Origin of the sequence: Streptomyces sp. NPDC003720 (assembly GCF_042875075.1) — a bacterium.
Classification (GTDB): domain Bacteria; phylum Actinomycetota; class Actinomycetes; order Streptomycetales; family Streptomycetaceae; genus Streptomyces.
The window spans coordinates 336,893-358,902 of record NZ_JBIANZ010000011.1 but is presented as its reverse complement, the minus strand read 5'-3'; the positions used below and the strand labels follow the sequence as shown (position 1 = coordinate 358,902).

The window sequence follows — 22,010 nt, the reverse complement described above, 5'->3', positions numbered from 1 at the left end:
CGGGCCGTACCGCGCCCCGGAGGGACGGCGGCTGTCAGGGACGCCCCCGGTGCCCCCTCAGGTGCTCGGCGATCGGCTTGAGCGCCTTGTCCAGCTCGGTCAGCGCGTCGGGCGACAGCAGGTCTATGAAATGCCGGCGCACCGACGCCACATGGTGCGGCGCGACCTTCCGCATCGTCTCCATGCCGTGCTCGGTCAGCACGGCGTACAGCCCCCGGCGGTCGGACTCGCAGTTCTCGCGCCGGACCAGGTTCGCGTTCTCCATCCGCGTGATCTGGTGCGAGAGCCGGCTCTTCGACTGCAGCGTGGCGGACGCCAGGTCGCTCATGCGCATCCGTACGTCGTCCGACTCGGACAGGTTCACGAGAATCTCGTAGTCGTTCATCGTCAGGCCGAACGGCTGCAGATCTTTTTCGAGCTGGTACGTCAACAGCCTGTTGACCTCCAGGTGGGTGCGCCAGGCGCACTGCTCCGCATCGGTCAGCCAGCGCGTGGCCGTCTCGGTCTCCATGAATGAAGTCTACCTAAGAAGTTGAATGACGAACTACTTCGGATGGTGTGACGGTGCGCACGCGTTCGAGCCGTCACACTCCGCAGACTACCGCTCACAGCCCGAAGCGACGCTGGAGGTCCCCGAGCTGTCCGGGAAGGCGCGGTGCGCCCGTCGATTGCGGACCGTGTCCACCCGGCCCCGCTCCGCCACCGCCGGGGACCCCCGGTTCGGGCGGAACCGCCCCCGTCGACTGCTCCGCCATCAGCGTCTCACTCGACTGGAGCAGGACCGTCCCGGCGCCGACGAACTCGAACTGGTGCTCCTCTCCGGAAGCCCCGCCCAGGCCCGTCATCGCACGTAGACCGCCCATGACACCCGTCAGGTACCCGTGGTCGTAGTGATGACACGGTGACGGGCAGTCGGCCCATCCGACCAGCGCCTGGGGGTCCACCCGGATCGGCGGTTCCAGGAACACCACCGGACCGTTAGATGCGGCCACGAACTTTCCGGTTCCGATGAGTGTCAGAAAACCTGGCACGATCGACTGCTTGAGCGCGAGACTTGGCTGAAAAGCGAGCAGATTGCCCGCGCGAATGGTCAAGTTCCCGTTGTCCAGGTCGTACGAGTTGACGTCGAAGGCCCGGTCGGCCAGCAGCATCTTCCCCGAGCCGGCCGCCACGACCCAGTCGCTCGCGTGCAGTGGCGAATGGAACGACGTACGGACAAGTCGGTCGAGTCGCCCGTGTCCGATGCCGTTGAACTCGATCGCCCCGTAGTAGGCGATCATCTTCCCCTTCTGCAGAAACCACTCCCCGCCCTTGAGCTCGACGCAGAACGTGTACTTGTTCACGTTGTCGTCGGCGGGCAGGGTCACCGGGTCGTGCACCACGGGGCCGCCGGGGGTTCCGTACGCGCTCACAGCTTCTCCTCCGAGGCCTGGACGTACACCGTGCCGCTGCCGCTCAGCTCCAGCTGGAACGCCTCCCCGGAGCCGCGGCCCACCATGTCCCGCCAGCCGAGCGCGGTGGACAGCCTGTTGCGCACGTCGCCGTGGTGGGCGACGTAGGCCTGCGGGTCCACGTGCACCGGGCGCTGCGGGGTGATCGGGATCTCGAAGACGCCGCCGTGCGCCATCACGGCCACCGCGCCCTGGCCCTGGAGGGTGGTGGTGAACAGGCCCTGACCGGTGACCTGGCCGCGCACCAGGCCCATCACCCCGCCCTGGGAGCCCATGAACATCGTGCCCTGCCGGAGCGTGCCCTCGAAGGCGAGCAGCCGGTCGGCCTCCACGTAGAGGGTGTCGCCGGTGAGGGCGATGACGTGGACGTGGTGGCCGCCGTGCCCGAAGAAGACCGTGCCGCTGCCCTCGACGGACATCAGCGGGGCCGCCTCGCCGGCCACCCGGCGCCCGATCATGGACATCAGGCCGCCCTGGCCGCCCTGGACGTTGGGGGTGAAGGACACCTCGCCCCGGTAGGCGAGCATCGCCCCGCGCTGGCTGAACAGCCGCTGCCCGGGCAGCACGGTCGCCTCGACCATCTTGCTGTTGATCTCCCGGAAGGTCATCTCACAGGTCCCCCGCGATCGTGTTGCGCTCACTCGGCTGCACGTACACCAGGCCGTCGCCCTCGAAGCGGATCTGGAAGGCCTCGCCGCCGCCCTCCCCGAAGAGGGTGCGGAACGTCACACCGGACTGGAACGTCTGCCGTACGTCGCCCTGGTGGGCGATGTAGGCGCCCGGGTCGACGATCAGCGGGTACTGCGGGCTGACCCGGAGCACCACCGCCGGACCGTCCGACATGATGGCCGCCTGTCCGTGCCCCTCGACGGTCGTCGTGAACAGCCCGTTGCCCTGCGAGGCGCCGCGCAGCCCGGTGAACGTCGTGCCCGTGCGCAGCCCCGCGTCGGCCGCGAGCAGGTTGCTCGACTCGACGTAGAGCTTGTCCCCGCGCAGGCCGACCAGGTTGATCTCCGCGGCCCGGTCCGCGAACCAGCAGGTCCCCTGCCCCCTCACCTCCATCACCGTCATCTGCTCGCCGGTGAGCCGCCGGGTCACCATCCCGCGCAGGCCCTCGCCGCCGCCGCTCAGCTTCTTGAAGGTCATCTGCCCGTCGTACGCGACCATCGAGCCGTTCTTCGCCTTGACGGCGTCCCCGGTCATGTCGACGGCGAGCACCTTGCTTCCCTGAAGTCGGAACATCGCCACGCAGGGAAAGTAGCGGCGAGCCGGGTGGAGGGAACAGGGCCCGTGGGTGGAGAAGGACCCTGAGCGCACCCTCAGGGGCGCGGTTTGCCAGAATGGGCTCGGCTTGTGCGTGTGTTCACAAAGCAGCCGGCCCGTCGTCGCAACTCCCACCGAAGGTGATCCGTGGACATCAAGACCGCCTCCGCCCTCCGCCGTCTCCGCCTGGTCTCCGCGCCGGAGGCCGTGTCCTTCCTGGTCCTGCTCCTGTGCTCGGTGCTGAAGCGGACCACGGACTTCAACGCGGTGCCCGTGATGGGCGCCGTCCACGGCGTGCTGTTCGTCCTGTACGTCCTCTTCTGGGCGGACGCCTGGAACCGCGCCAGGTGGAGCTTCGGCACCGCGGCCCTCTACTTCGTCCTCTCCGTCCTGCCCACCGGCGGCTTCTTCGCGGAGCGCAGGCTGCGCCGCGAGGCCGAGAGCGCCGTCATCGCCGCCCGCGCCCGCAAGGAAGGGGTCGTGAACGCATGATCGTCGCCTTCTCCGTGACGCCCCTGGGCGTCGGCGAGGACGTGGGGGAGTACGTCGCCGACGCCGTCCGCGTGGTCCGCGAGTCGGGGCTGCCCAACCGCACCGACGCCATGTTCACGTCCGTCGAGGGCGAGTGGGACGAGGTCATGGACGTCGTCCGGCGGGCCGTCGCGGCGGTGGAGGCCCGGGCGCCGCGCGTCTCGCTCGTCCTCAAGGCGGACATCCGGCCCGGCGTGACCGACGGCCTCACCTCCAAGGTCGAGACCGTGGAACGGCACCTCGCCGACTGACCCGTCCCGCGCCGGCGGTCCCGGGTGACCGAAAGCCGAGACGGGGCTGACCGGCATATGACCGGCCGGTAGGGTCTGCTGACGTGCCGAAGCCTCTCAGCCTCCCCTTCGACCCCATCGCGCGCGCCGACGAGCTCTGGAAGCAGCGCTGGGGAAACGTGCCCGCGATGGCCGCGATCACCTCGATCATGCGGGCGCAGCAGATCCTGCTGGCCGAGGTCGACGCGGTGGTCAAGCCGTACGGGCTGACCTTCGCGCGCTACGAGGCGCTGGTGCTGCTCACCTTCTCCAAGGCCGGCGAGCTGCCGATGTCCAAGATCGGCGAGCGGCTCATGGTGCACCCCACGTCGGTGACGAACACCGTGGACCGGCTGGTCAGGTCCGGTCTGGTGGCCAAGCGGCCCAACCCCAACGACGGCCGCGGCACGCTCGCGGTCATCACCGGCAAGGGCCGCGAGGTGGTCGACGCGGCCACCCGCGACCTGATGGCCATGGACTTCGGCCTCGGCGCCTACGACGCCGAGGAGTGCGCGGAGATCTTCGCCATGCTGCGCCCGCTGCGGATCGCGGCACACGACTTCGACGAGGGGTGACCCGGGACAAGATCTCCCGGAACGGACGGTTACGCTCGACGGCATGAAGAAGAGCGTGCTGACCCGCTACCGCGTCCTGGCCTACGTCACCGGTGTGCTGCTGGTGCTGCTGTGCCTGAGCATGATCGCGAAGTACGGGCTGGACATGGACGGTGCCGCCGACGTCACCCGGGTCGTCGCCATCGCGCACGGCTGGCTGTACGTCGTCTACCTGGTCTTCGCCTTCGACCTGGGCTCCAAGGCGAAGTGGCCGGTCGGCAAGCAGCTCTGGGTGCTGCTCGCGGGCACGATCCCGACGGCCGCCTTCTTCGTCGAGCGCCGGATCAGCCGCGAGCTCGACGGCAGGGTCGCCGACCCGGGGCCGGCCGTCGCCAAGGCCTGACCGCAAGCCGCGCCACACCGCCGTACGGCACCCGTACGGCGGTGTTCTCGTGGTCGTGACCCGGTTGCCATCGACATTTACTAGGACGTCCAAGTAAATTCGCTGGTATGGACGCTCACGCCATCGAGGAAGGCCGCCGGCGCTGGCAGGCCCGTTACGACGCCGCGCGCAAGCGCGACGCAGACTTCACCACGCTCTCCGGCGATCCCGTGGAGCCGGTGTACGGACCCCGCCCCGGGGACGCGTACGAGGGATTCGAGCGGATCGGGTGGCCCGGGGAGTACCCCTTCACGCGCGGGCTCCACCCCACCGGCTACCGGGGCCGCACCTGGACGATCCGCCAGTTCGCCGGCTTCGGCAACGCCGAGCAGACCAACGAGCGGTACAAGATGATCCTCGCCGCGGGCGGCGGAGGACTGTCCGTCGCCTTCGACATGCCGACGCTCATGGGGCGCGACTCCGACGACCCCCGCTCGCTCGGCGAGGTCGGCCACTGCGGTGTCGCCATCGACTCGGCCGCCGACATGGAGGTCCTGTTCAAGGACATCCCGCTCGGCGACGTGACCACCTCCATGACGATCAGCGGGCCCGCGGTGCCCGTCTTCTGCATGTACCTGGTGGCCGCCGAGCGGCAGGGCGTGGCCCCGTCGGTCCTCAACGGCACGCTGCAGACCGACATCTTCAAGGAGTACATCGCCCAGAAGGAGTGGCTCTTCCAGCCGGAGCCCCACCTGCGGCTGATCGGCGACCTGATGGAGTACTGCGCGGCCGGCATCCCCGCGTACAAGCCGCTGTCGGTCTCCGGCTACCACATCCGCGAGGCGGGGGCGACGGCCGCGCAGGAGCTGGCGTACACGCTCGCCGACGGCTTCGGCTACGTCGAGCTGGGCCTGAGCCGCGGGCTCGACGTGGACGTCTTCGCGCCCGGCCTGTCCTTCTTCTTCGACGCGCACGTCGACTTCTTCGAGGAGATCGCCAAGTTCCGCGCCGCCCGGCGGATCTGGGCCCGGTGGATGCGCGACGTCTACGGCGCGAAGAGCGAGAAGGCGCAGTGGCTGCGCTTCCACACGCAGACCGCGGGCGTCTCGCTGACCGCCCAGCAGCCGTACAACAACGTGGTGCGCACGGCCGTGGAGGCGCTGGCCGCCGTGCTCGGCGGAACCAACTCGCTGCACACCAACGCGCTCGACGAGACGCTGGCGCTGCCCAGCGAGCAGGCCGCCGAGATCGCGCTGCGCACCCAGCAGGTGCTGATGGAGGAGACCGGCGTCGCCAACGTGGCCGACCCGCTGGGCGGTTCCTGGTACATCGAGCAGCTCACGGACCGCATCGAGGCGGACGCGGAGAAGATCTTCGAGCAGATCAAGGAGCGCGGGCTCAGGGCGCACCCGGACGGGCGGCACCCCATCGGGCCGATCACCTCCGGCATCCTGCGCGGGATCGAGGACGGCTGGTTCACCGGCGAGATCGCGGAGTCCGCCTTCCGCTACCAGCGGGCCCTGGAGAAGGGCGAGAAGCGGGTCGTGGGCGTCAACGTCGCCACCGGCTCGGTCACCGGGGACCTGGAGATCCTGCGGGTCAGCCACGAGGTGGAGCGGGAGCAGGTCCGCGTCCTGGGCGAGCGGAAGACGGCGCGGGACGAGGACGCGGTGCGCGCCGCCCTCGCGGACATGCTGGGCGCCGCCCGGTCCGGGGCCAACATGATCGAGCCGATGCTCGACGCGGTGCGGGCCGAGGCGACCCTGGGCGAGATCTGCGGGGTGCTGCGGGACGAGTGGGGGGTCTACACGGAACCGGCGGGCTTCTAGCTCCGCCGCGGGCGGCGGACGGCTCCAGGGGACGGCTGCGCCCCCTGGGGCTACCCGGCCCGGGCCGTCCCGCCGTCCGGCTGGGCGGTCAGGCCGAGGAGCAGCACCCGGGTGAAGCCGTGCACCCAGGCCTCGTCCGCCGGCTTGCCGCTCACCAGGGTGCGGTGGACCACCGCGCCCGCCACCATGTCGAAGATCAGGTCCACCGTGCGGGAGGACTCCGCCGGGTCCGGTTCCGGCGGGAGTTCGCCGCGCCGCTGGGCCCGGGCGCGGCCCTCCAGGACCAGGCGCATCTGCCGGTCCACGATCGAGGCGCGGATCCGCTCGCGCAGCGCGTCGTCGCGGGTCGCCTCCGCGACCACCGCCATCAAGCCACTTCTGGCCTCCGGCCGGGCCAGGATCGCCGCGAACTGGAGCACCACGCCCTCGATGTCGGCGGCCAGGCTGCCCCGGTCGGGCAGTTCGAGCTCGTCGAACAGCTCCGCGACCGCGTCCACCACCAGTTCGTGCTTGCCCGCCCAGCGGCGGTAGAGCGTCGTCTTCGCGACCCCGGCCCGCGTGGCCACGTCGCTCAGGGTCAGCCCCGACCAGCCCAGTTCCACCAGTGCGTCCCGGGTGGCGGCCAGGATCGCGGCGTCCGCGGCGGCGCTGCGCGGGCGTCCGGTACGGCTGGCGGGGTGGCGGCTCTGCATGCGTCGACCATAACCGGCGGAATCTGTGCGGTCGTGAGGGAGATCACCGGAGAGTGGTGCCGCGGCGCCCCCGCTTGGCATTACGCTACGGGTCGTAGCGAAAGCTCGTGCGGGACGTGCACGGGCGACGACCACGGGCGTGGGGTGGGGACCCGGCGCCGATCACACCGCTTTTTTCTTCACGCGCCGAGACGGGGGAGGATAGACGCATGCAGCCACGGAACATGTCCATGAGCGGCGTCGTCGACCTCGCCGCCGTGAAGGCGGCCCAGGAGGCCAAGGCCAAGGCCGAGCAGACGCGCGCCGAAGCCGCCCGGCAGGGCGGCGCGGGGGCCGTATCCCCGGCCGACCTCGTCATCGACGTCGATGAAGCGGGATTCGAGCGGGATGTCCTGCAACGGTCCGCCGAAGTACCGGTCGTCATCGACTTCTGGGCCGAGTGGTGTCAGCCCTGCAAGCAGCTGAGCCCGGTCCTGGAGCGGCTGGCCGTCGAGTACAACGGGCGCATCGTGCTCGCCAAGATCGACGTCGACGCCAACCAGATGCTGATGCAGCAGTTCGGGGTCCAGGGGATCCCGGCCGTCTTCGCCGTCGTCGCGGGGCAGGCGCTGCCCCTCTTCCAGGGGGCGGCCGGCGAGCAGCAGATCCGCGAGACCCTTGACCAGCTCGTGCAGGTCGCCGAGCAGCGCTTCGGGCTGACCGGTCTGACCGTCGACCCGGACGCCGAGCCGGGCGGCGCCGCACCGCAGGAGGCGCCGGCGGGTCCGTACGACGCCCTGCTCGAGGCCGCCGTACGGGCGCTGGACGCGGGTGACCTGGGCGGGGCCGTCCAGGCGTACAAGAACGTGCTGAGCGACGACCCGGGCAACATGGAGGCCAAACTCGGCCTCGCCCAGGCGGAGTTGCTGCAGCGGGTGCAGGGGATGGACCCGCAGCGGGTGCGCGAGGAGGCCGCCGGCAAGCCGGGCGACGTGGACGCGCAGATCGCGGCCGCCGACCTGGACCTGGTGGGCGGTCACGTCGACGACGCCTTCGGGCGGCTGATCGACACCGTGCGGCGCACGGCGGGCGACGACCGGGACGCGGTGCGGCGCCGGCTGCTGGAGCTGTTCGAGGTCGTGGGGCCGGAGGACCCGAGGGTGGTCACCGCCCGACGGGCCCTGGCCCGGGCTCTGTTCTGACCAGTCGCTAAACACCACGGCATGTGATGCCGGAGTGAAAAATTCGCCTACGAGGCGTCAGGGCGGCCGCACTTTGCCAAAACTTGGCAATTGCGGCCGCTGTTACTCGGAGTAAATCGAGGCCGTTGGTCTGTCTGGATTCGTCCAAGGATCAACGGCTTTGCTCTGCCCCTGACTGACACCCAGCGTCGCCCTTCGAGACCGCTGGGTCGTTGTTCGGTTATCCGGCCGTTACTAGCGAGTAACGAACCCCCTTGTGTCCCGGCCGAGAATGCACCACGATCGGCGACGCTCGGTCCATTCCCGTACCCCCGGCAGCCGGTCGGGTCGAGGGAGACTCTGGGTCCCCACCGAGCAGAGCCGGCGGCAGTGGCGCCGGCTCTAGGACAGGGGGGTCTTCGCCGCACGGCGAAGCCTGTCCAGGTTGTGCGTGATGCGTGTCAGGCGCGACCAGTGGTTGTCGCTCGGGGGTGATCGCCGGTGGCTCGGGCGCGGTTCGCGCCTGATGAGTACGGGCGCTCTCCTTTCCGAGGACGTAGCACTTCTCCCATCCCTGCCTGGCTGAGCCGCCGATTGGGGCGAGTCGGGCCAGGAGATGTACGTCCGAGAAGGAGGAAATATGGAGTCCCAGGTGCGTGGCGGGACCAGATGGAAGCGGTTCGCTGTGGTCATGGTGCCCAGCGTCGCCGCCACGGCAGCGATAGGTGTCGCCCTGGCGCAGGGTGCCCTCGCTGCTTCGTTCAGCGTTTCGGGGCAGTCGTTCAAGGTGACTGCCGACAAGCTGGTCGGCAACGGCTTCGCGCAGTACGGCGCGATCGACTCGGGGTACACCCTCGACGGTGAGAAGACGGCGCACCCGGTCGCGGTCTCGGCGTTCAAGAGCGCCACGATCAACAGCCTGTGCCAGTCCGTCGTCACCCCGAAGGTCCCGGTCTTCGGGTCCGTCAGCCTGATCCTGAAGGCCGGCGAGGGCGCCAAGCCGGTGGAGGCCGACAACCTCTACATCGACGTCGCCGACCTCAACGCCGACGCGGTCTTCAAGAACATCGACATCGGTGTTGCGGCCAAGGACGCCACCAAGGGTCCGGGCATGAAGGGCAACGGCGAGCAGGCCAACCCGTTCGGCTTCGCCCAGCAGGCCGACACGGCCACGCTGACCGACGTGAAGCAGACGGCGTGGGCGACCACCGCCGGAACCTTCAAGCTCAGCGGCCTGAAGATGTCGCTGTCGACGGGTACGCACGAGTGCTACTAGGCACTCGCTGACGGGCGGGGGGCCGAAGGCGCCCCGCCCGTCCACACTCCGGCCGCGTGTTCACACGCGGCACCCATCACCACCACAGCAACGCCGCACCAGGGAGCTGTTTTCCATGAGCGCCGAGACTCCTGCCGCCGAATCCGGCGAGTTCACCCGCCGGAGGCTGCAGTTCCGCGCCTGGCGGGGCACCCGGCCGTTCTGGGCCGGCCTCTTCGTCCTGCTCAGCGGCTTTCCGATCATGTACTTCCCGTACGCACATCTCCAGGTCGGTCACCTGACCCTGGCGATGGCGACCACGGCGGGAGCCGGATCCCTGATCATCGGCGTACTGCTCGTCGTCCTCGGCCTCAGCCTCTGGTTCCAGAAGCACGTACGGACCTTCGCCGGCGTCGCCGCGATCCTGCTCGGGCTGGTGTCCCTGCCCGTGTCCAACTTCGGCGGCTTCATCATCGGCTTCCTGCTCGCCCTGGTCGGCGGTGCGATGGCCGTGTCGTGGGCGCCGGGCGGACCGGCCGCGGAGCCCGCCGAGGGAACCGACGCGGGGCAGGAAGCCCCTTCCGGTTCCTGGCTGGACAAGGACGCGAACGCCGCGAGCGAGTCGAACGACCTGTCAGGAACGAGCCCGGCCAACGGGGCGAACGGGAGGCACAGTGCCGGCTGACGAGGCGACCCACGGGACCGATGTGGAGGGGTCCCGTGCGAGAACCGGTCCCCGCCACGCGGCGCCCAGGAAGCCGCTGTTCACCAGGTTCCACATGCCCGCGGGCAAGGCGATCGTCTCCGTGGCGATGCCCACCGCCGTCATCGTGGGCATGGGCTTCACGTCGACGCTCGCCCTCGCCGACAACGGCGGGACGACGTCCAACAGCCAGAAGGCCGCGGAGTACAAGGACTGCGTGGACGCGCTGAAGGACGACGGGAAGGCCTCGGAGTCGCCCTCGCCGTCCGCGAGCGAGTCCACGGACACGGCGACGCCCACCCCCACGGCGTCCGCCGGGACCACGGACAAGCAGGACCCGGGCAAGACCGCCTCGCCGGATTCAGGTTCCGACGAGAAGTCCACGCCCGAGCCCACTGCGACGTCCGGCTCCTCCGACTCGGGTTCGGGCTCCGGCTCCGGGTCCGGCGGGGACACCGCGACGCCGTCCCCGTCGGCGAGCAAGAGCAGCGGTGGTGTGCTGGGCGGCCTCGGCGACGCGCTCGGTGACATCCTCACCGGCGGCAAGACGGACTCCGGCACGTCCGCGAGCCCGGAGCCGTCCGCGTCCCCCTCGTCCGGTTCCACCGCCGGGGACAGCGCGACCGGCACGGTCAAGGACACGGTCGAGAAGACCACCAAGACCGTCACGGACACCACCGACACCGTCAAGGACACCACCGACAAGGTCTCCAAGGCGGCCGAGGACACCACGAAGACGGTCGAGGACGCGGCCGGGTCGGCCACGCCCAGCCCGTCCGCGAGCTCCACCACGTCCCCCGACGACTGCCCGGCGGCCACCGACGCCGAGGGCGGCGTCGACAACAAGGTGCCGGTGGCGGACGACCCCTGGTACCTGGACGCCAGCTCGCTGACGCTCAAGGGCGCCGACTACAAGGGCGTCGTCGAGGTCAGGACGGCCAACGGCACCACCAAGAAGGTGCTGAAGTACGTCATCTCGGGCGGCACGGAGATCGGCGACCTGCACCAGACGGTGAAGGACAAGCAGGCCGGCAAGACGTACCACGTGCAGGCGGCCAAGGGATCGAACTCCACGATCACCGGCGGCGACACGGTGATGTACACCGAGAGCATCTCCGGCAACCTGCTGGGGCTGATCCCGGTCACGTTCAGCCCGGACAGCCCGCCGCCGCTGAACATCCCGCTGATCTACTTCACCAAGGTCCACGTGGTCCAGGCGGCCCAGTTCGGCGGCAACCTGCACGTGCCCGGCATGCACCTGTACACCACCGACTGAGCCCGCGCACAAGCCCGTTCGGGAGCCGCGCACAGAGCTGAGGGCGCCCCCTGCCGCAGGGGGCGCCCTCAGTGCGTGCCCGAGACCCTCGGCGGGCCGGTCAGTCGCTCTGGCTGCCCAGGTGGTGCACCCGCACCATGTTGGTGGTGCCGGGGACGCCGGGGGGCGAGCCGGCGGTGATGATCACGGTGTCGCCGGGGCTGAAGCGGGCCAGCTTGGCCAGCTCCTGGTCCACCATGTCGACCATCTCGTCGGTGCTGTTGACGAACGGCACGACGTGGGACTCCACGCCCCAGCTCAGCGTGAGCTGGTTGCGGGTGCCCTCGTCGGTGGTGAAGGCCAGGATCGGCTGGGTCGCGCGGTAGCGGGACAGACGGCGGGCGGTGTCACCGGACTTGGTGAAGGCGATCAGGCCCTTGCCGCCGAGGAAGTCGGCGATCTCGGCGGCGGCACGGGCCACCGAACCGCCCTGCGTGCGCGGCTTCTTGCCGGGGACGAGGGGCTGCAGGCCCTTGGAGAGCAGCTCCTCCTCGGCCGCGCTGACGATCTTCGACATCGTCTTGACGGTCTCGACCGGATAGGCGCCCACCGAGGACTCCGCCGACAGCATGACCGCGTCCGCGCCGTCCAGGATCGCGTTGGCCACGTCGGAGGCCTCGGCGCGGGTCGGGCGGGAGTTGGTGATCATCGACTCCATCATCTGGGTCGCCACGATCACCGGCTTGGCGTTGCGCCGGCACAGCTCGATCAGGCGCTTCTGCACCATCGGGACCTTCTCGAGCGGGTACTCGACGGCCAGGTCGCCGCGGGCCACCATCACGCCGTCGAACGCCATCACGACGTCCGTCATGTTGTCGACCGCCTGCGGCTTCTCCACCTTGGCGATCACCGGGACCCGGCGGCCCTCCTCGTCCATCACCCGGTGCACGTCGTTGACGTCCTTGGCGTCCCGGACGAAGGAGAGCGCGACCATGTCGCAGCCCATGCGGAGGGCGAAGCGCAGGTCCTCGACGTCCTTGTCGGACAGCGCGGGCACGTTCACGGCCGTGCCGGGCAGGTTGATGCCCTTGTGGTCGGAGACCACGCCGCCCTCGATGACGATCGTCCGCACCCGGGGACCCTCGACGTCCAGGACCTTCAGCTCGACGTTGCCGTCGTTGATCAGGACCTGGTCGCCGCGCGAGACGTCGCCCGGCAGGCCCTTGTAGGTCGTCCCGCAGATCTGCTTGTCGCCCGGGACGTCCTCGGTGGTGATGACGAACTCGTCACCCCGCTCGAGTTCGACCGGACCCTCGGCGAAGGTCTCCAGGCGGATCTTCGGGCCCTGCAGGTCGGCGAGGACGCCGATGGCACGGCCGGTCTCCTTGGACGCGGCCCGGACGCGGTCGTACCGCGCCTGGTGCTCGGCCTGGGAGCCGTGGCTGAAGTTGAAGCGGGCCACGTTCATACCCGCCTCGATCATGGCGACGAGCTTCTCGTGGGAGTCGACCGCGGGGCCGAGAGTGCAGACGATTTTCGAACGGCGCATGGGGCGATCCTATCGGTTTGTTTCGCTGCGGAATATTCCGTCTGGCGGAAGATACAAATGGGCGGTCATGCGCTCAGGCGTGTTACTCCGGTGTATTGCTCAGCTCTTCTTTCCGACCAGCTCGTAGGTCTGTGTCGCGATCTCCAGTTCCTCGTCGGTCGGCACCACCGCGACCGCCACCCGGGCGGACGCGGGCGAGATCAGCCGAGGCTCGGCACCGCGCACCGCGTTCAGCTCGCCGTCGACCGCCAGGCCCAGCGGCTCCAGGCCGGCGACCGCCGCCTCGCGCACCGGCGCCGCGTTCTCGCCGACCCCGGCCGTGAACGCGACCGCGTCCACTCGGCCGAGCACCGCGAAATAGGCGCCGATGTACTTCTTGAGCCGGTGAATGTAAATGTCGAAGGCGAGGGCGGCCTCTTCGTCGCCCTCGTCGATCCGGCGGCGGATCTCGCGCATGTCATTGTCCCCGCACAGGCCGAACAGACCGCTCCTCTTGTTGAGAAGACTGTCGATCTCGTCCATGGACATTCCGCCGACACGAGCCAAATGGAAGATGACGGCCGGGTCCAGGTCACCGGATCGCGTACCCATCACCAGCCCCTCCAAAGGCGTCAGCCCCATCGAGGTGTCCACGCACCGGCCCTTCTCGACGGCGGACGCCGAGGCGCCGTTGCCGAGGTGCAGCACGATGACGTTCACCTCCGAGGGGTCCTTGCCCAGCAGCCGGGCGGTCCGGCGGGAGACGTAGGCGTGCGAGGTGCCGTGGAACCCGTACCGGCGGATGCGGTGCCGGTCCGCGATCCTCGGGTTGATCGCGTAGCGCGCCGCGGCCTCCGGCATCGTGGTGTGGAAGGCCGTGTCGAAGACGGCCACCTGGGGCAGGTCCGGGCGCAGCGCCGTCGCGGTGCGGATGCCGGTGAGGTTGGCCGGGTTGTGCAGCGGCGCGACCGGGATCAGCCGCTCGATCTCGGTGAGCACCGCCTCGTCGATCACGGTCGGCTCGGTGAAGAACATGCCGCCGTGCACCACCCGGTGCCCGATCGCGGCCAGCTCCGGGGAGTCCAGGCCCACGCCGTCCCGGGCGAGCTCCTCGGCGACGGCCTTGAGCGCCGCGTCGTGGTCGGCGATCGGCCCGTTGTGCTCCCGCCTCTCGCCGCTCGCCACACAGGTGTGCTCCAGCCGTGAGGTCTGCTCGCCGATCCGCTCGACCAGCCCCACCGCCAGCCGGCTGCTGTCGCGCATGTCCAGCAACTGGTACTTCACCGAAGAGGAGCCGGAGTTGAGGACGAGGACTCGGGTCGGGGTGGTCACAGCTCGGCCGCCTTCTCGCTGGGGGTCTGGGCCTGGATCGCCGTGATGGCGACGGTGTTGACGATGTCCTGGACGAGCGCGCCCCGGGACAGGTCGTTGACCGGCTTGCGCAGGCCCTGCAGCACCGGGCCGACGGCGACGGCGCCGGCCGAGCGCTGCACGGCCTTGTAGGTGTTGTTGCCGGTGTTGAGGTCGGGGAAGATCAGCACGGTGGCCTGTCCGGCGACCTCCGAGCCGGGCAGCTTGGTGGCGGCCACGGACGGCTCCACGGCGGCGTCGTACTGGATCGGACCCTCGATCTTCAGGTCCGGCCGCCGCGAGCGCGCCAGCTCGGTGGCCTGGCGCACCTTGTCCACGTCGGCGCCCGAGCCGGACGTGCCCGTGGAGTACGAGAGCATCGCGATCCGCGGCTCCACCCCGAACCGCGCGGCGGTCACCGCCGACTGGACGGCGATGTCCGCGAGTTGCTCGGCGTCCGGGTCCGGGTTGACCGCGCAGTCGCCGTAGACCAGCACCTTGTCGGCCAGGCACATGAAGAAGACGGAGGAGACGATCGAGGACTCCGGCGTGGTCTTGATGATCTCGAACGCGGGCCGGATGGTGGCGGCGGTGGAGTGCACCGAGCCGGACACCATGCCGTCGGCCAGGCCCTCCTGCACCATCAGGGTGCCGAAGTAGTTCACGTCCGACACGACGTCGTAGGCCAGCTCCACGGTCACACCGCGGTGGGCGCGCAACCGGGCGTACCGCTCGGCGAAGACGTCGCGCAGTTCGGAGGTGGCGGGGTCGATCACCTGGCTGTCGCCCAGGTCGATGCCCAGGTCGGCCGCCTTCTTGCGGATCTGGTCGGCGGGGCCGAGCAGGGTCAGGTCGCACACGCCCCGGCGCAGCAGCACCTCGGCGGCGTGCAGCACCCGCTCCTCGGTCCCCTCCGGCAGCACGACCCGGCGCCGGTCCGAGCGGGCCTGCTCCAGCAGCTTGTGCTCGAACATCATCGGGGTCACCCGGTCGCCGCTCGGGGCCGAGACGCGGCGCGCGAGGTCCGCGGAGTCGGCGTACCGCTCGAACAGGCCGAGCGCGGTCTCCGCCTTGCGCGGGGTGGCCGCGGTCATCTTCCCCTCCATGGAGAAGAGCCGTTCGGCGGTGGGGAAGCTGTTGCCCGCCACGGAGATCACCGGAGTGCCCGGGGCGAGGCGGGCGGCCAGGGTGAGGATCTCCTCGCTCGGCACCTCGTTCAGGGTGAGCAGCACACCGGCGATCGGCGGGGTCCCGGCGCTGTGCGCGGCCAGCGAACCGACGACCAGGTCGGCCCGGTCGCCCGGGGTCACCACCAGGCAGCCCGGGGTCAGCGCGGTCAGGAAGTTGGGCAGCATCGCGCCGCCGAACACGAAGTCCAATGCGTCCCGGGCCAGCCCGGAGTCGTCGCCCAGCAGCACCCGCGCGCCGAGGGCCTGGGCGATCTGCGCGACCGTGGGCGCGGACAGCGCGGGCTCGTCGGGCAGCACGTACACGGGCACCGGCAGCCGGTCCGTCAGCCGCCGGGCGATCTCGGCGCGGTCCTCGCGGTCCACCCGGTTGGCGACCATGGCGAGCACGTCGCAGCCCAGCCCGTCGTACGCCCTGAACGCGTTGCGGATCTCCGCGCGCACCGAGTCGGCGGGCTGTGCGCGGCCGCCCACCACCGGGAGCACGGACGCGCCGAACTCGTTCGCCAGCCGGGCGTTCAGGGAGAGTTCGTCGGGGAGCTGGGTGCCGGCGAAGTCGGTGCCGAGGACGAGGACCACGTCGTAGTCCCGGGCCACCAGATGGAAGCGGTCGACCAGGGTGGCGACCAGTTCGTCGGTGCCCTGCTCGGCCTGGAGCGCGGACGCCTCGACGTAGTCCATGCCGTAGACGGTGGCCGGGTCCTGCGAGAGCCGGTACCGCGTCCGCAGCAGCTCGAACATCCGGTCGGGTCCGTCATGGACGAGGGGCCGGAACACGCCGACCCGGTCCACCTGCCGGGTCAGCAGCTCCATGACCCCCAGTTCGACCACCTGGCGGCCGTCGCCGCGGTCGATGCCGGTCACGTACACGCTGCGCGTCACGTGTGCACTCCGTTCCTTCGTCTCGCCGTCTCGCCGGTCTCTTCCGTGGCACGGAGTCCGTGGCACAAAAATCGCCCGCCCAGGTGAGCGGAACCCTCTTGACAATACCCCCGCCGGGGGTTAGGGCGCCCGTCAAGACATCACCCGGTCGGCGGACGTGAAACAATCGACATTGGCTCACAGGCAACGACAGCGAGCAGGAGACACAGCACGATGCGCATCGGAGTTCTCACCGCAGGCGGCGACTGCCCCGGCCTGAACGCCGTGATCCGGTCGGTCGTGCACCGGGCGGTGGCGCAGTACGGCGACGAGGTCATCGGCTTCGAGGACGGCTACCGGGGTCTGCTCGACCGCCACTACCGCAGCCTGGACCTGGACGCCGTCAGCGGCATCCTGGCCCGCGGCGGCACCATCCTCGGCTCCTCCCGGCTCGAGCGCGACCGGCTGCGCGAGGCCTGCGACAAGGCCACCGACATGGTCGAGGAGTTCGGCATCGACGCGCTGATCCCGATCGGCGGCGAGGGTACCCTGACGGCCGCCCGCATGCTCTCCGACGCCGGTCTGCCGGTGGTCGGCGTCCCGAAGACCATCGACAACGACATCTCCTCCACCGACCGCACCTTCGGCTTCGACACCGCCGTCGGCGTGGCCACGGAGGCCATGGACCGCCTGAAGACCACGGCCGAGTCCCACCAGCGCGTGATGGTCGTCGAGGTCATGGGCCGGCACGCCGGCTGGATCGCCCTGGAGTCCGGCATGGCCGCCGGCGCCCACGGCATCTGCCTGCCGGAACGCCCCTTCGACCCGGCCGACCTGGTCAAGATGGTCGAGGAACGCTTCGCCCGCGGCAAGAAGTTCGCGGTCGTCTGCGTCGCCGAGGGCGCCCACCCCGCCGAGGGCAGCATGGACTACGGCAAGGGCGAGATCGACATGTACGGCCACGAGCGCTTCCAGGGCATCGGCACCGCGCTGGCCTACGAGCTGGAGCGGCGCCTCGGCAAGGAGGCCAAGCCGGTCATCCTCGGCCACGTCCAGCGCGGCGGCGTGCCCACCGCCTACGACCGCGTCCTCGCCACCCGCTTCGGCTGGCACGCCGTCGAGGCCGCGCACCGCGGCGAGTTCGGCCGGATGACCGCGCTGCGCGGCACCGACATCGTGATGGTGCCGCTCGCGGAGGCCGTCACCGAGCTGAAGACGGTCCCGAAGGACCGCATGGACGAGGCGGAGTCGGTCTTCTAGGCCCCGCGGTCCCCACCCCCCTCCCCGCCGCTCCTGGACTCCACCGCCGCCCAGAAGTTCTCCACGATCCGGTCGAGGAACTCCCGGCCGGAGTCGCCCGCGCCGCTGCCGCCGCCACCCCAGCCGAGGGTGGCGGCCATGCGCCCCTGGTAGTCGAGGTGCAGCTCCCGCAACACCTCCTCCACGACGTCCCGGGCCAGGGGCACCAGCCTCGTCACCGGCCGCACCTGCGCCTGCCACCGGGTCGTCACCGCGCCGCGCAGCAGGCCGGCGAGCGGCGCCTCGCGGCCCGTGACGGCGACGAACTCGGGCGGGGCGAGCTCCAGCACCCGGGCCAGGGCGGCCGACTGACGCTCGTCGCCGCGCCACTGCCCGCTCTCCTCCGTCCGCAGGTAGCCGCGCAGCTCCATGCCGACCGCGTGGGCGACGTCCTCGGGCGCGATCCCACGGGCGACGCGGTGCTCCCGCAGGGTCCGTGGGCGGCTGATCAGTTCCCCCGGTGAGCACCACAACACCCCGGCGAGCGCGGTGAGTTCCGCGCCGCCGGGAGCGGCCGTGCCGCGTTCCCAGGCGACGACGAGGCCGGGCGTCACGTACGGCAGCCCGTACGAGACGCGCATCCCGTGCGCGACGTGCTCGGGCCCCATGCCGAGGCCGGCCCGGAGCCTGCGGGCGGCCGGGGCGTCGAACGGGGGGCCGGCGGACTCGGGCCGGGGCGGAGGTGGGCGCACCCGCCACAAGCTAGGGCCGCGGCCGGCCGGTGGCCACGGTCGGTTCCGCCAGGATCACCGGCTGTGCAAGGGCGCGGGTTTGGAGGTTCTACCTGACGCGCCCGGCCTGGGGCACACTCTCAGGGAACCGCCGGGGGAAGGGGCGCTCATGGCCGAACGGGACGTCGGCATGGGGCAGTTGTTGCTCGCCGAGTACCAGACGATCAAGGACGAGCAGAAGACGCGGATCGGGTTCCGGGACAACCTGCTCTACGTCACGCTGACCGTCGTGGCCGCGGTGATCGCCGCCGCCGCACAGGCCAGGCAGACCGCGATGCTGCTGGCGCTGCCGCCGGTGTGCGTCGTGCTCGGATGGACGTACCTGGTCAACGACCAGAAGATCTCCGCCATCGGGGCGTACGTGCGCGAGGAACTGGGGCCCCGGCTCGCGGAGACGGTGCGCGTGCGGGGGTCCGAGGTCTTCCGCTGGGAGGTCGCCCACCGGGGCGACGCCCGGCGGGTGTCGCGGAAGGCCGCCCAGTGCGTGGTGGACCTGCTGGCCTTCTGCGTCGTGCCGCTCAGCGCGCTGACCGTCTACTGGGCGGGGGACGACGTGTCCGCCGGTCTGGCGGTCCTGTCCGTCCTGGAAGCGGTCTCGGTGGCCGGGCTGGGGGTGTACATCGTCCAGTACGCCGTGCCGTTCGGGCCGCGCGGGGCGGGAGACGGCGGGGCGGCAGGTCCCGGGGCGGGAGGTCCCGGGGCGGGAGGGGGCGGGGTGGCGGGTGCTGGCGTCGGGAGCGGTGGGGCGGCAGGCCCTGGGGCGGGAGGCGGCGGAGCGGCGGGTGCTGGCGTCGGGAGCGGTGGGGCGGCAGGTCCCGGGGCGGGAGGCGGCGGAGCGGCGGGCACCGGCGGCGGAAGTGGCGGGGCGGCAGGCCCCGGGGTGGGAGGCGTCGGTGTCGGGAGCGGTGGGGCGGCAGGTCCTGGGGTGGGAGGCGGCGGAGCGGCGGGTGCCGGCGGCGGAAGTGGCGGGGCGGCAGGTCCCGGGGTGGGAGGCGTCGGTGTCGGGAGCGGTGGGGCGGCAGGTCCTGGGGTGGGAGGCGGCGGAGCGGCGGGTGCCGGCGTCGGGAGCGGTGGGGCGGCAGGCCCCGGGGCGGGAGGCGGCGGTGTCGGGAGCGGTGGGGCGGCAGGTCCCGGGGCGGGAGGCGACGGGGGTGAGTGACCGCGCCGGCTCCCGCGCGACCGGCTCGCCGTCAGGGATGAGCCGCGGCGCATGCCCGGACGCGCGCGCCCCGGCGCACCGCCCGGCGCGGCCCTGAGCGGGGCGCGTGTGACCGGCGAGGCGGGCGAGGCCGGCGCCCCGGTGGTCACCGGCCCGGCGCCGGTGACTCCGAGACCCAGCGGTAGACCAGCTCGGGCCGGCCCACCTGGCCGTACACCGGACGCCGCTCGGCCCGGCCCGCGTCGACCAGGTGCTCCAGGTAGCGCCGGGCGGTGATCCGGGATATCCCCACGGCCTCCGCGACCCCGGTCGCCGCCAGACCCTCCCGGGCGTCCCGGAGGGCGCCGGTCACCCGCTCCAGCGTCGGGCCGCTCAGGCCCTTCGGCAGCGCTGCGGGGGACGGCGCGCGCAGCACGGCCAGCGCCCGGTCCACCTCGTCCTGCCCGCCGGCCTCGCCCACCGCCGCGTGGAACTCGGCGTACCGCACCAGCCGGTCGCGCAACGTGGCGAAGGTGAACGGCTTCAGGACGTACTGCACGACGCCCAGCGAGACGCCCTCCCGCACCACGGCCAGGTCCCGCGCCGACGTCACCGCTATGACGTCCGTGTGATGCCCCGCCGCCCGCAGCGACCGGGCGAGCTGCAGCCCGTGCACGTCCGGCAGGTGCAGGTCCAGCAGCAGCAGGTCCACCGCCTCGCGGTCCAGGAACCGGCGCGCCTCAGCCCCGGTGTGCGCCTTCCCCACCGCGACGAACCCCGGCACCCGACCGACGTACATCACGTGCGCGTCGGCGGCGACGGGGTCGTCCTCCACCACGAGGACCCGGATCGCCGGCCGCTCCCCGCTCATCTGCCGCCACCCACCGCCGTGCGCAACGGCAACCGCACCTCGAACACCGCGCCGCCCTCCTCGGCCTCCGTCACCGTCAGCGCGCCCTCGTGACGCGTGACCGCCTGCCGCACGAGAGCCAGGCCCAGGCCCCGTCCGCCGGGACCCGCGGGTTTCGTCGAGTACCCCCGCTGGAATACCAGGTCGGCGTGGGCCGGGTCGACCCCGGCCCCCGTGTCCGAGACCCGCAGCACCAGTTCGGCGCCCTGCGCGTAAGCGGTCACCGTCACCCGTGCCCCGGTGCTGCCCTGTGCCGCGTCCACCGCGTTGTCGATGAGGTTGCCGAGGACCGTCACCAGGTCGCGCGCGGGCAGGCCCTCGAGCAGCCCGTCGTCCAGCCGGCTGTCCGCCGACACCACCAGCTCCACGCCCCGTTCGTTCGCCTGCGCCGTCTTGCCCAGCAGCAGCGCGGCCAGCACCGGCTCGCTCACCGCGGCCACCACCTGGTCGGTCAGCGCCTGTGCCAGCTCCAGTTCGGCCGTGGCGAACTCCACCGCCTCCTCGGCCCGGCCCAGTTCGATCAGCGAGACGACCGTGTGCAGGCGGTTCGCCGCCTCGTGCGCCTGCGAGCGCAGGGCCTGGGTGAAGCCCCGCTCCGAGTCCAGCTCGCCCATCAGGGACTGCAGTTCGGTCACGTCGCGCAGCGTCACCACCGTGCCCCGGCGCTCTCCGCCGGACACCGGCGAGGTGTTCACCACCAGCACCCGGGAGGCCGTCAGATGCACCTCGTCCACGCGCGGCTGCGCGGACAGCAGCGCCCCGGTCAGCGGGACCGGCAGGCCCAGGTCCGCCACCGAGCGGCCGATCAGGTCCGCGTCCCCGGTGCCGCCCACCCCCAGCAGCTCCCGGCCGCCGTCGTTGATCAGCGCCACCCGGTACTGCCCGTCCAGCATCAGCAGCCCCTCGCGCACCGCGTGCAGCGCCGCCTGGTGGTAGTCGTGCATCCGGCTCAGCTCGGTCGCGTTCATGCCGTGGGTGTGGCGGCGCAGCCGCGCGTTGATCACATAGGTGCCCACCGCGCCCAGCAGCAGGGTCCCGCCGGCCACCCCCAGCAGCGCGGTGACCTGCTCCTGGACCCGGGCGCTGATCGCCTCCACCTTGATGCCGGCGCTCACCAGGGCGATGACCCGGCCGTTCTCCTCCACCGGGGTCACCGCGCGGACGGACGCGCCGAGGGTGCCGGTGTAGGTCTCGGTGAAGGTGCGGCCGTGCCGCGCGGGCTCGATGCGGCCCCAGAAGTGCCGGCCGATCTGCCTTTCGTCCGGATGGGTCCAGCGGATGCCGGACGGAGTCATGATCGTCACGAAGTCGACGTTCGTGTCCCGCATCACCCGCATCGCGTACGGCTGCAGCTCCGCGCTCGGATCGGGGGTGTGGATCGCCGAGCGGACCGAGGGGGAGTCCGCTATCGAGCGGGCCACGGCGGTCGCGTGCCGGGCCGCCGCGTCCACCGCCTGCCGGCCGTCGCTGAGGTAGGTGAACAGCGCGTACCCGGCCACCACCACCGCGATCAGCACCGCCTGCACGGCGAACAGCTGGGTCGCCAGGCTGCGGGGCCGGGGCAGGGACGGGAAACGCATGCCTGCAGTGTGCCTCTCCCTTCAGGCGTGAACTAAATGAACGGAAGGGTGACCGCTCTCACAGGGGCGGGAGATAGTCACG

At 71.3% G+C, this 22,010-nt stretch carries 21 protein-coding genes and 1 pseudogene; 11 read left to right on the top strand and 11 right to left on the bottom strand.

Translation table 11 applies throughout. The features are described 5' to 3' along the window. Nucleotides 1–34: 34 nt before the first annotated feature. The 4 genes from ACFYU0_RS29735 to ACFYU0_RS29720 all read right to left on the bottom strand — a co-directional run bounded on the left by ACFYU0_RS29735 (nt 35) and on the right by ACFYU0_RS29720 (nt 2,693). Entirely contained in the window at nt 35–511 is a 477-nt protein-coding gene (locus ACFYU0_RS29735) for a MarR family transcriptional regulator (protein WP_199212044.1), read from the bottom strand. A 94-nt stretch (nt 512–605) separates the two neighbouring features. Next, nucleotides 606–1,412, bottom strand: coding sequence for an AIM24 family protein (locus ACFYU0_RS29730; protein WP_389305123.1), 807 nt, complete (start codon nt 1,410–1,412; stop codon nt 606–608). Continuing rightward, a complete protein-coding gene (locus ACFYU0_RS29725) occupies nt 1,409–2,059 on the bottom strand; it encodes an AIM24 family protein (RefSeq protein WP_389305121.1) in 651 nt (216 codons plus the stop codon). The genes ACFYU0_RS29730 and ACFYU0_RS29725 overlap by 4 nt, the downstream gene beginning before the upstream one ends. A gap of 1 nt (nt 2,060) precedes the next feature. Then, nucleotides 2,061–2,693, bottom strand: a complete 633-nt coding sequence (locus tag ACFYU0_RS29720; protein ID WP_351672374.1) for an AIM24 family protein — start codon at nt 2,691–2,693, stop codon at nt 2,061–2,063. A 168-nt stretch (nt 2,694–2,861) separates the two neighbouring features. Here ACFYU0_RS29720 and ACFYU0_RS29715 point away from each other — a divergent pair, with 168 nt between their 5' ends. The 5 genes from ACFYU0_RS29715 to ACFYU0_RS29695 all read left to right on the top strand — a co-directional run bounded on the left by ACFYU0_RS29715 (nt 2,862) and on the right by ACFYU0_RS29695 (nt 6,279). After that, nucleotides 2,862–3,206 (top strand): DUF3817 domain-containing protein, encoded by a 345-nt coding sequence (locus tag ACFYU0_RS29715; RefSeq protein WP_351672328.1) that lies wholly within the window; start codon nt 2,862–2,864, stop codon nt 3,204–3,206. Continuing rightward, complete coding sequence (locus ACFYU0_RS29710; protein ID WP_137308723.1) at nt 3,203–3,496, top strand: MTH1187 family thiamine-binding protein; 294 nt, start codon at nt 3,203–3,205, stop codon at nt 3,494–3,496. Before ACFYU0_RS29715 ends, ACFYU0_RS29710 begins: the two co-directional genes overlap by 4 nt. 83 nt (nt 3,497–3,579) lie before the next feature. After that, nucleotides 3,580–4,089 carry a MarR family transcriptional regulator gene (locus tag ACFYU0_RS29705; protein ID WP_351672326.1) on the top strand — a complete coding sequence of 170 codons (510 nt, stop codon included), beginning with the start codon at nt 3,580–3,582 and terminating at the stop codon, nt 4,087–4,089. A 43-nt stretch (nt 4,090–4,132) separates the two neighbouring features. After that, a complete protein-coding gene (locus ACFYU0_RS29700; protein WP_351672324.1) occupies nt 4,133–4,471 on the top strand; it encodes a DUF3817 domain-containing protein in 339 nt (112 codons plus the stop codon). Nucleotides 4,472–4,578: 107 nt separating this feature from the next. Next, on the top strand, nt 4,579–6,279 hold the full coding sequence (locus ACFYU0_RS29695; protein WP_389305117.1) for a methylmalonyl-CoA mutase: 1,701 nt from the start codon (nt 4,579–4,581) through the stop codon (nt 6,277–6,279). Between the two features lie 50 nt (nt 6,280–6,329). Here ACFYU0_RS29695 and ACFYU0_RS29690 read toward each other — a convergent pair whose 3' ends face one another. Next, nucleotides 6,330–6,971, bottom strand: coding sequence for a TetR/AcrR family transcriptional regulator (locus ACFYU0_RS29690; protein ID WP_351672320.1), 642 nt, complete (start codon nt 6,969–6,971; stop codon nt 6,330–6,332). 209 nt (nt 6,972–7,180) lie between these two features. Here ACFYU0_RS29690 and ACFYU0_RS29685 point away from each other — a divergent pair, with 209 nt between their 5' ends. The 4 genes from ACFYU0_RS29685 to ACFYU0_RS29670 all read left to right on the top strand — a co-directional run bounded on the left by ACFYU0_RS29685 (nt 7,181) and on the right by ACFYU0_RS29670 (nt 11,365). Next, a complete protein-coding gene (locus ACFYU0_RS29685) occupies nt 7,181–8,152 on the top strand; it encodes a tetratricopeptide repeat protein (protein ID WP_351672318.1) in 972 nt (323 codons plus the stop codon). 619 nt (nt 8,153–8,771) lie between these two features. After that, nucleotides 8,772–9,407, top strand: a complete 636-nt coding sequence (locus ACFYU0_RS29680; protein WP_351672316.1) for a DUF6230 family protein — start codon at nt 8,772–8,774, stop codon at nt 9,405–9,407. 115 nt (nt 9,408–9,522) lie between these two features. Beyond that, nucleotides 9,523–10,071 (top strand): DUF6114 domain-containing protein, encoded by a 549-nt coding sequence (locus ACFYU0_RS29675; protein ID WP_351672314.1) that lies wholly within the window; start codon nt 9,523–9,525, stop codon nt 10,069–10,071. Further along, the gene (locus ACFYU0_RS29670; RefSeq protein WP_389305114.1) at nt 10,061–11,365 is read left to right on the top strand and encodes a hypothetical protein; all 1,305 of its coding nucleotides are present in this window, start codon (nt 10,061–10,063) and stop codon (nt 11,363–11,365) included. Before ACFYU0_RS29675 ends, ACFYU0_RS29670 begins: the two co-directional genes overlap by 11 nt. Before the next feature lie 100 nt (nt 11,366–11,465). Here ACFYU0_RS29670 and pyk read toward each other — a convergent pair whose 3' ends face one another. The 3 genes from pyk to pta all read right to left on the bottom strand — a co-directional run bounded on the left by pyk (nt 11,466) and on the right by pta (nt 16,291). Further along, nucleotides 11,466–12,893 carry a pyruvate kinase gene (gene pyk / locus ACFYU0_RS29665; protein ID WP_389305112.1) on the bottom strand — a complete coding sequence of 476 codons (1,428 nt, stop codon included), beginning with the start codon at nt 12,891–12,893 and terminating at the stop codon, nt 11,466–11,468. 99 nt (nt 12,894–12,992) lie between these two features. Then, complete coding sequence (locus tag ACFYU0_RS29660; protein ID WP_389305110.1) at nt 12,993–14,204, bottom strand: acetate kinase; 1,212 nt, start codon at nt 14,202–14,204, stop codon at nt 12,993–12,995. Then, nucleotides 14,201–16,291 carry a phosphate acetyltransferase gene (pta, locus tag ACFYU0_RS29655; RefSeq protein WP_389305108.1) on the bottom strand — a complete coding sequence of 697 codons (2,091 nt, stop codon included), beginning with the start codon at nt 16,289–16,291 and terminating at the stop codon, nt 14,201–14,203. The genes ACFYU0_RS29660 and pta overlap by 4 nt, the downstream gene beginning before the upstream one ends. Nucleotides 16,292–16,504: 213 nt before the next feature. On the opposite strand from pta, the gene ACFYU0_RS29650 reads away from it, so the two are divergent. Further along, nucleotides 16,505–17,530: an ATP-dependent 6-phosphofructokinase gene (locus ACFYU0_RS29650; protein WP_389305106.1), complete on the top strand. Its 1,026-nt coding sequence runs from the start codon at nt 16,505–16,507 to the stop codon at nt 17,528–17,530. Here ACFYU0_RS29650 and ACFYU0_RS29645 read toward each other — a convergent pair. Continuing rightward, nucleotides 17,527–18,261 carry a helix-turn-helix domain-containing protein gene (locus ACFYU0_RS29645; protein ID WP_389305104.1) on the bottom strand — a complete coding sequence of 245 codons (735 nt, stop codon included), beginning with the start codon at nt 18,259–18,261 and terminating at the stop codon, nt 17,527–17,529. The genes ACFYU0_RS29650 and ACFYU0_RS29645 overlap by 4 nt on opposite strands. 148 nt (nt 18,262–18,409) lie before the next feature. On the opposite strand from ACFYU0_RS29645, the pseudogene ACFYU0_RS29640 reads away from it, so the two are divergent. Continuing rightward, nucleotides 18,410–18,955: pseudogene (locus tag ACFYU0_RS29640) on the top strand (hypothetical protein); the annotation flags it as partial. 649 nt (nt 18,956–19,604) lie between these two features. On the opposite strand, the gene ACFYU0_RS29635 reads toward ACFYU0_RS29640, so the two are convergent. Both ACFYU0_RS29635 and ACFYU0_RS29630 read right to left on the bottom strand, forming a co-directional pair. Beyond that, entirely contained in the window at nt 19,605–20,309 is a 705-nt protein-coding gene (locus ACFYU0_RS29635; protein ID WP_351672300.1) for a response regulator, read from the bottom strand. Continuing rightward, entirely contained in the window at nt 20,306–21,928 is a 1,623-nt protein-coding gene (locus ACFYU0_RS29630; RefSeq protein WP_389305101.1) for an ATP-binding protein, read from the bottom strand. Before ACFYU0_RS29630 ends, ACFYU0_RS29635 begins: the two co-directional genes overlap by 4 nt. Between the last annotated feature and the right edge of the window lie 82 nt (nt 21,929–22,010).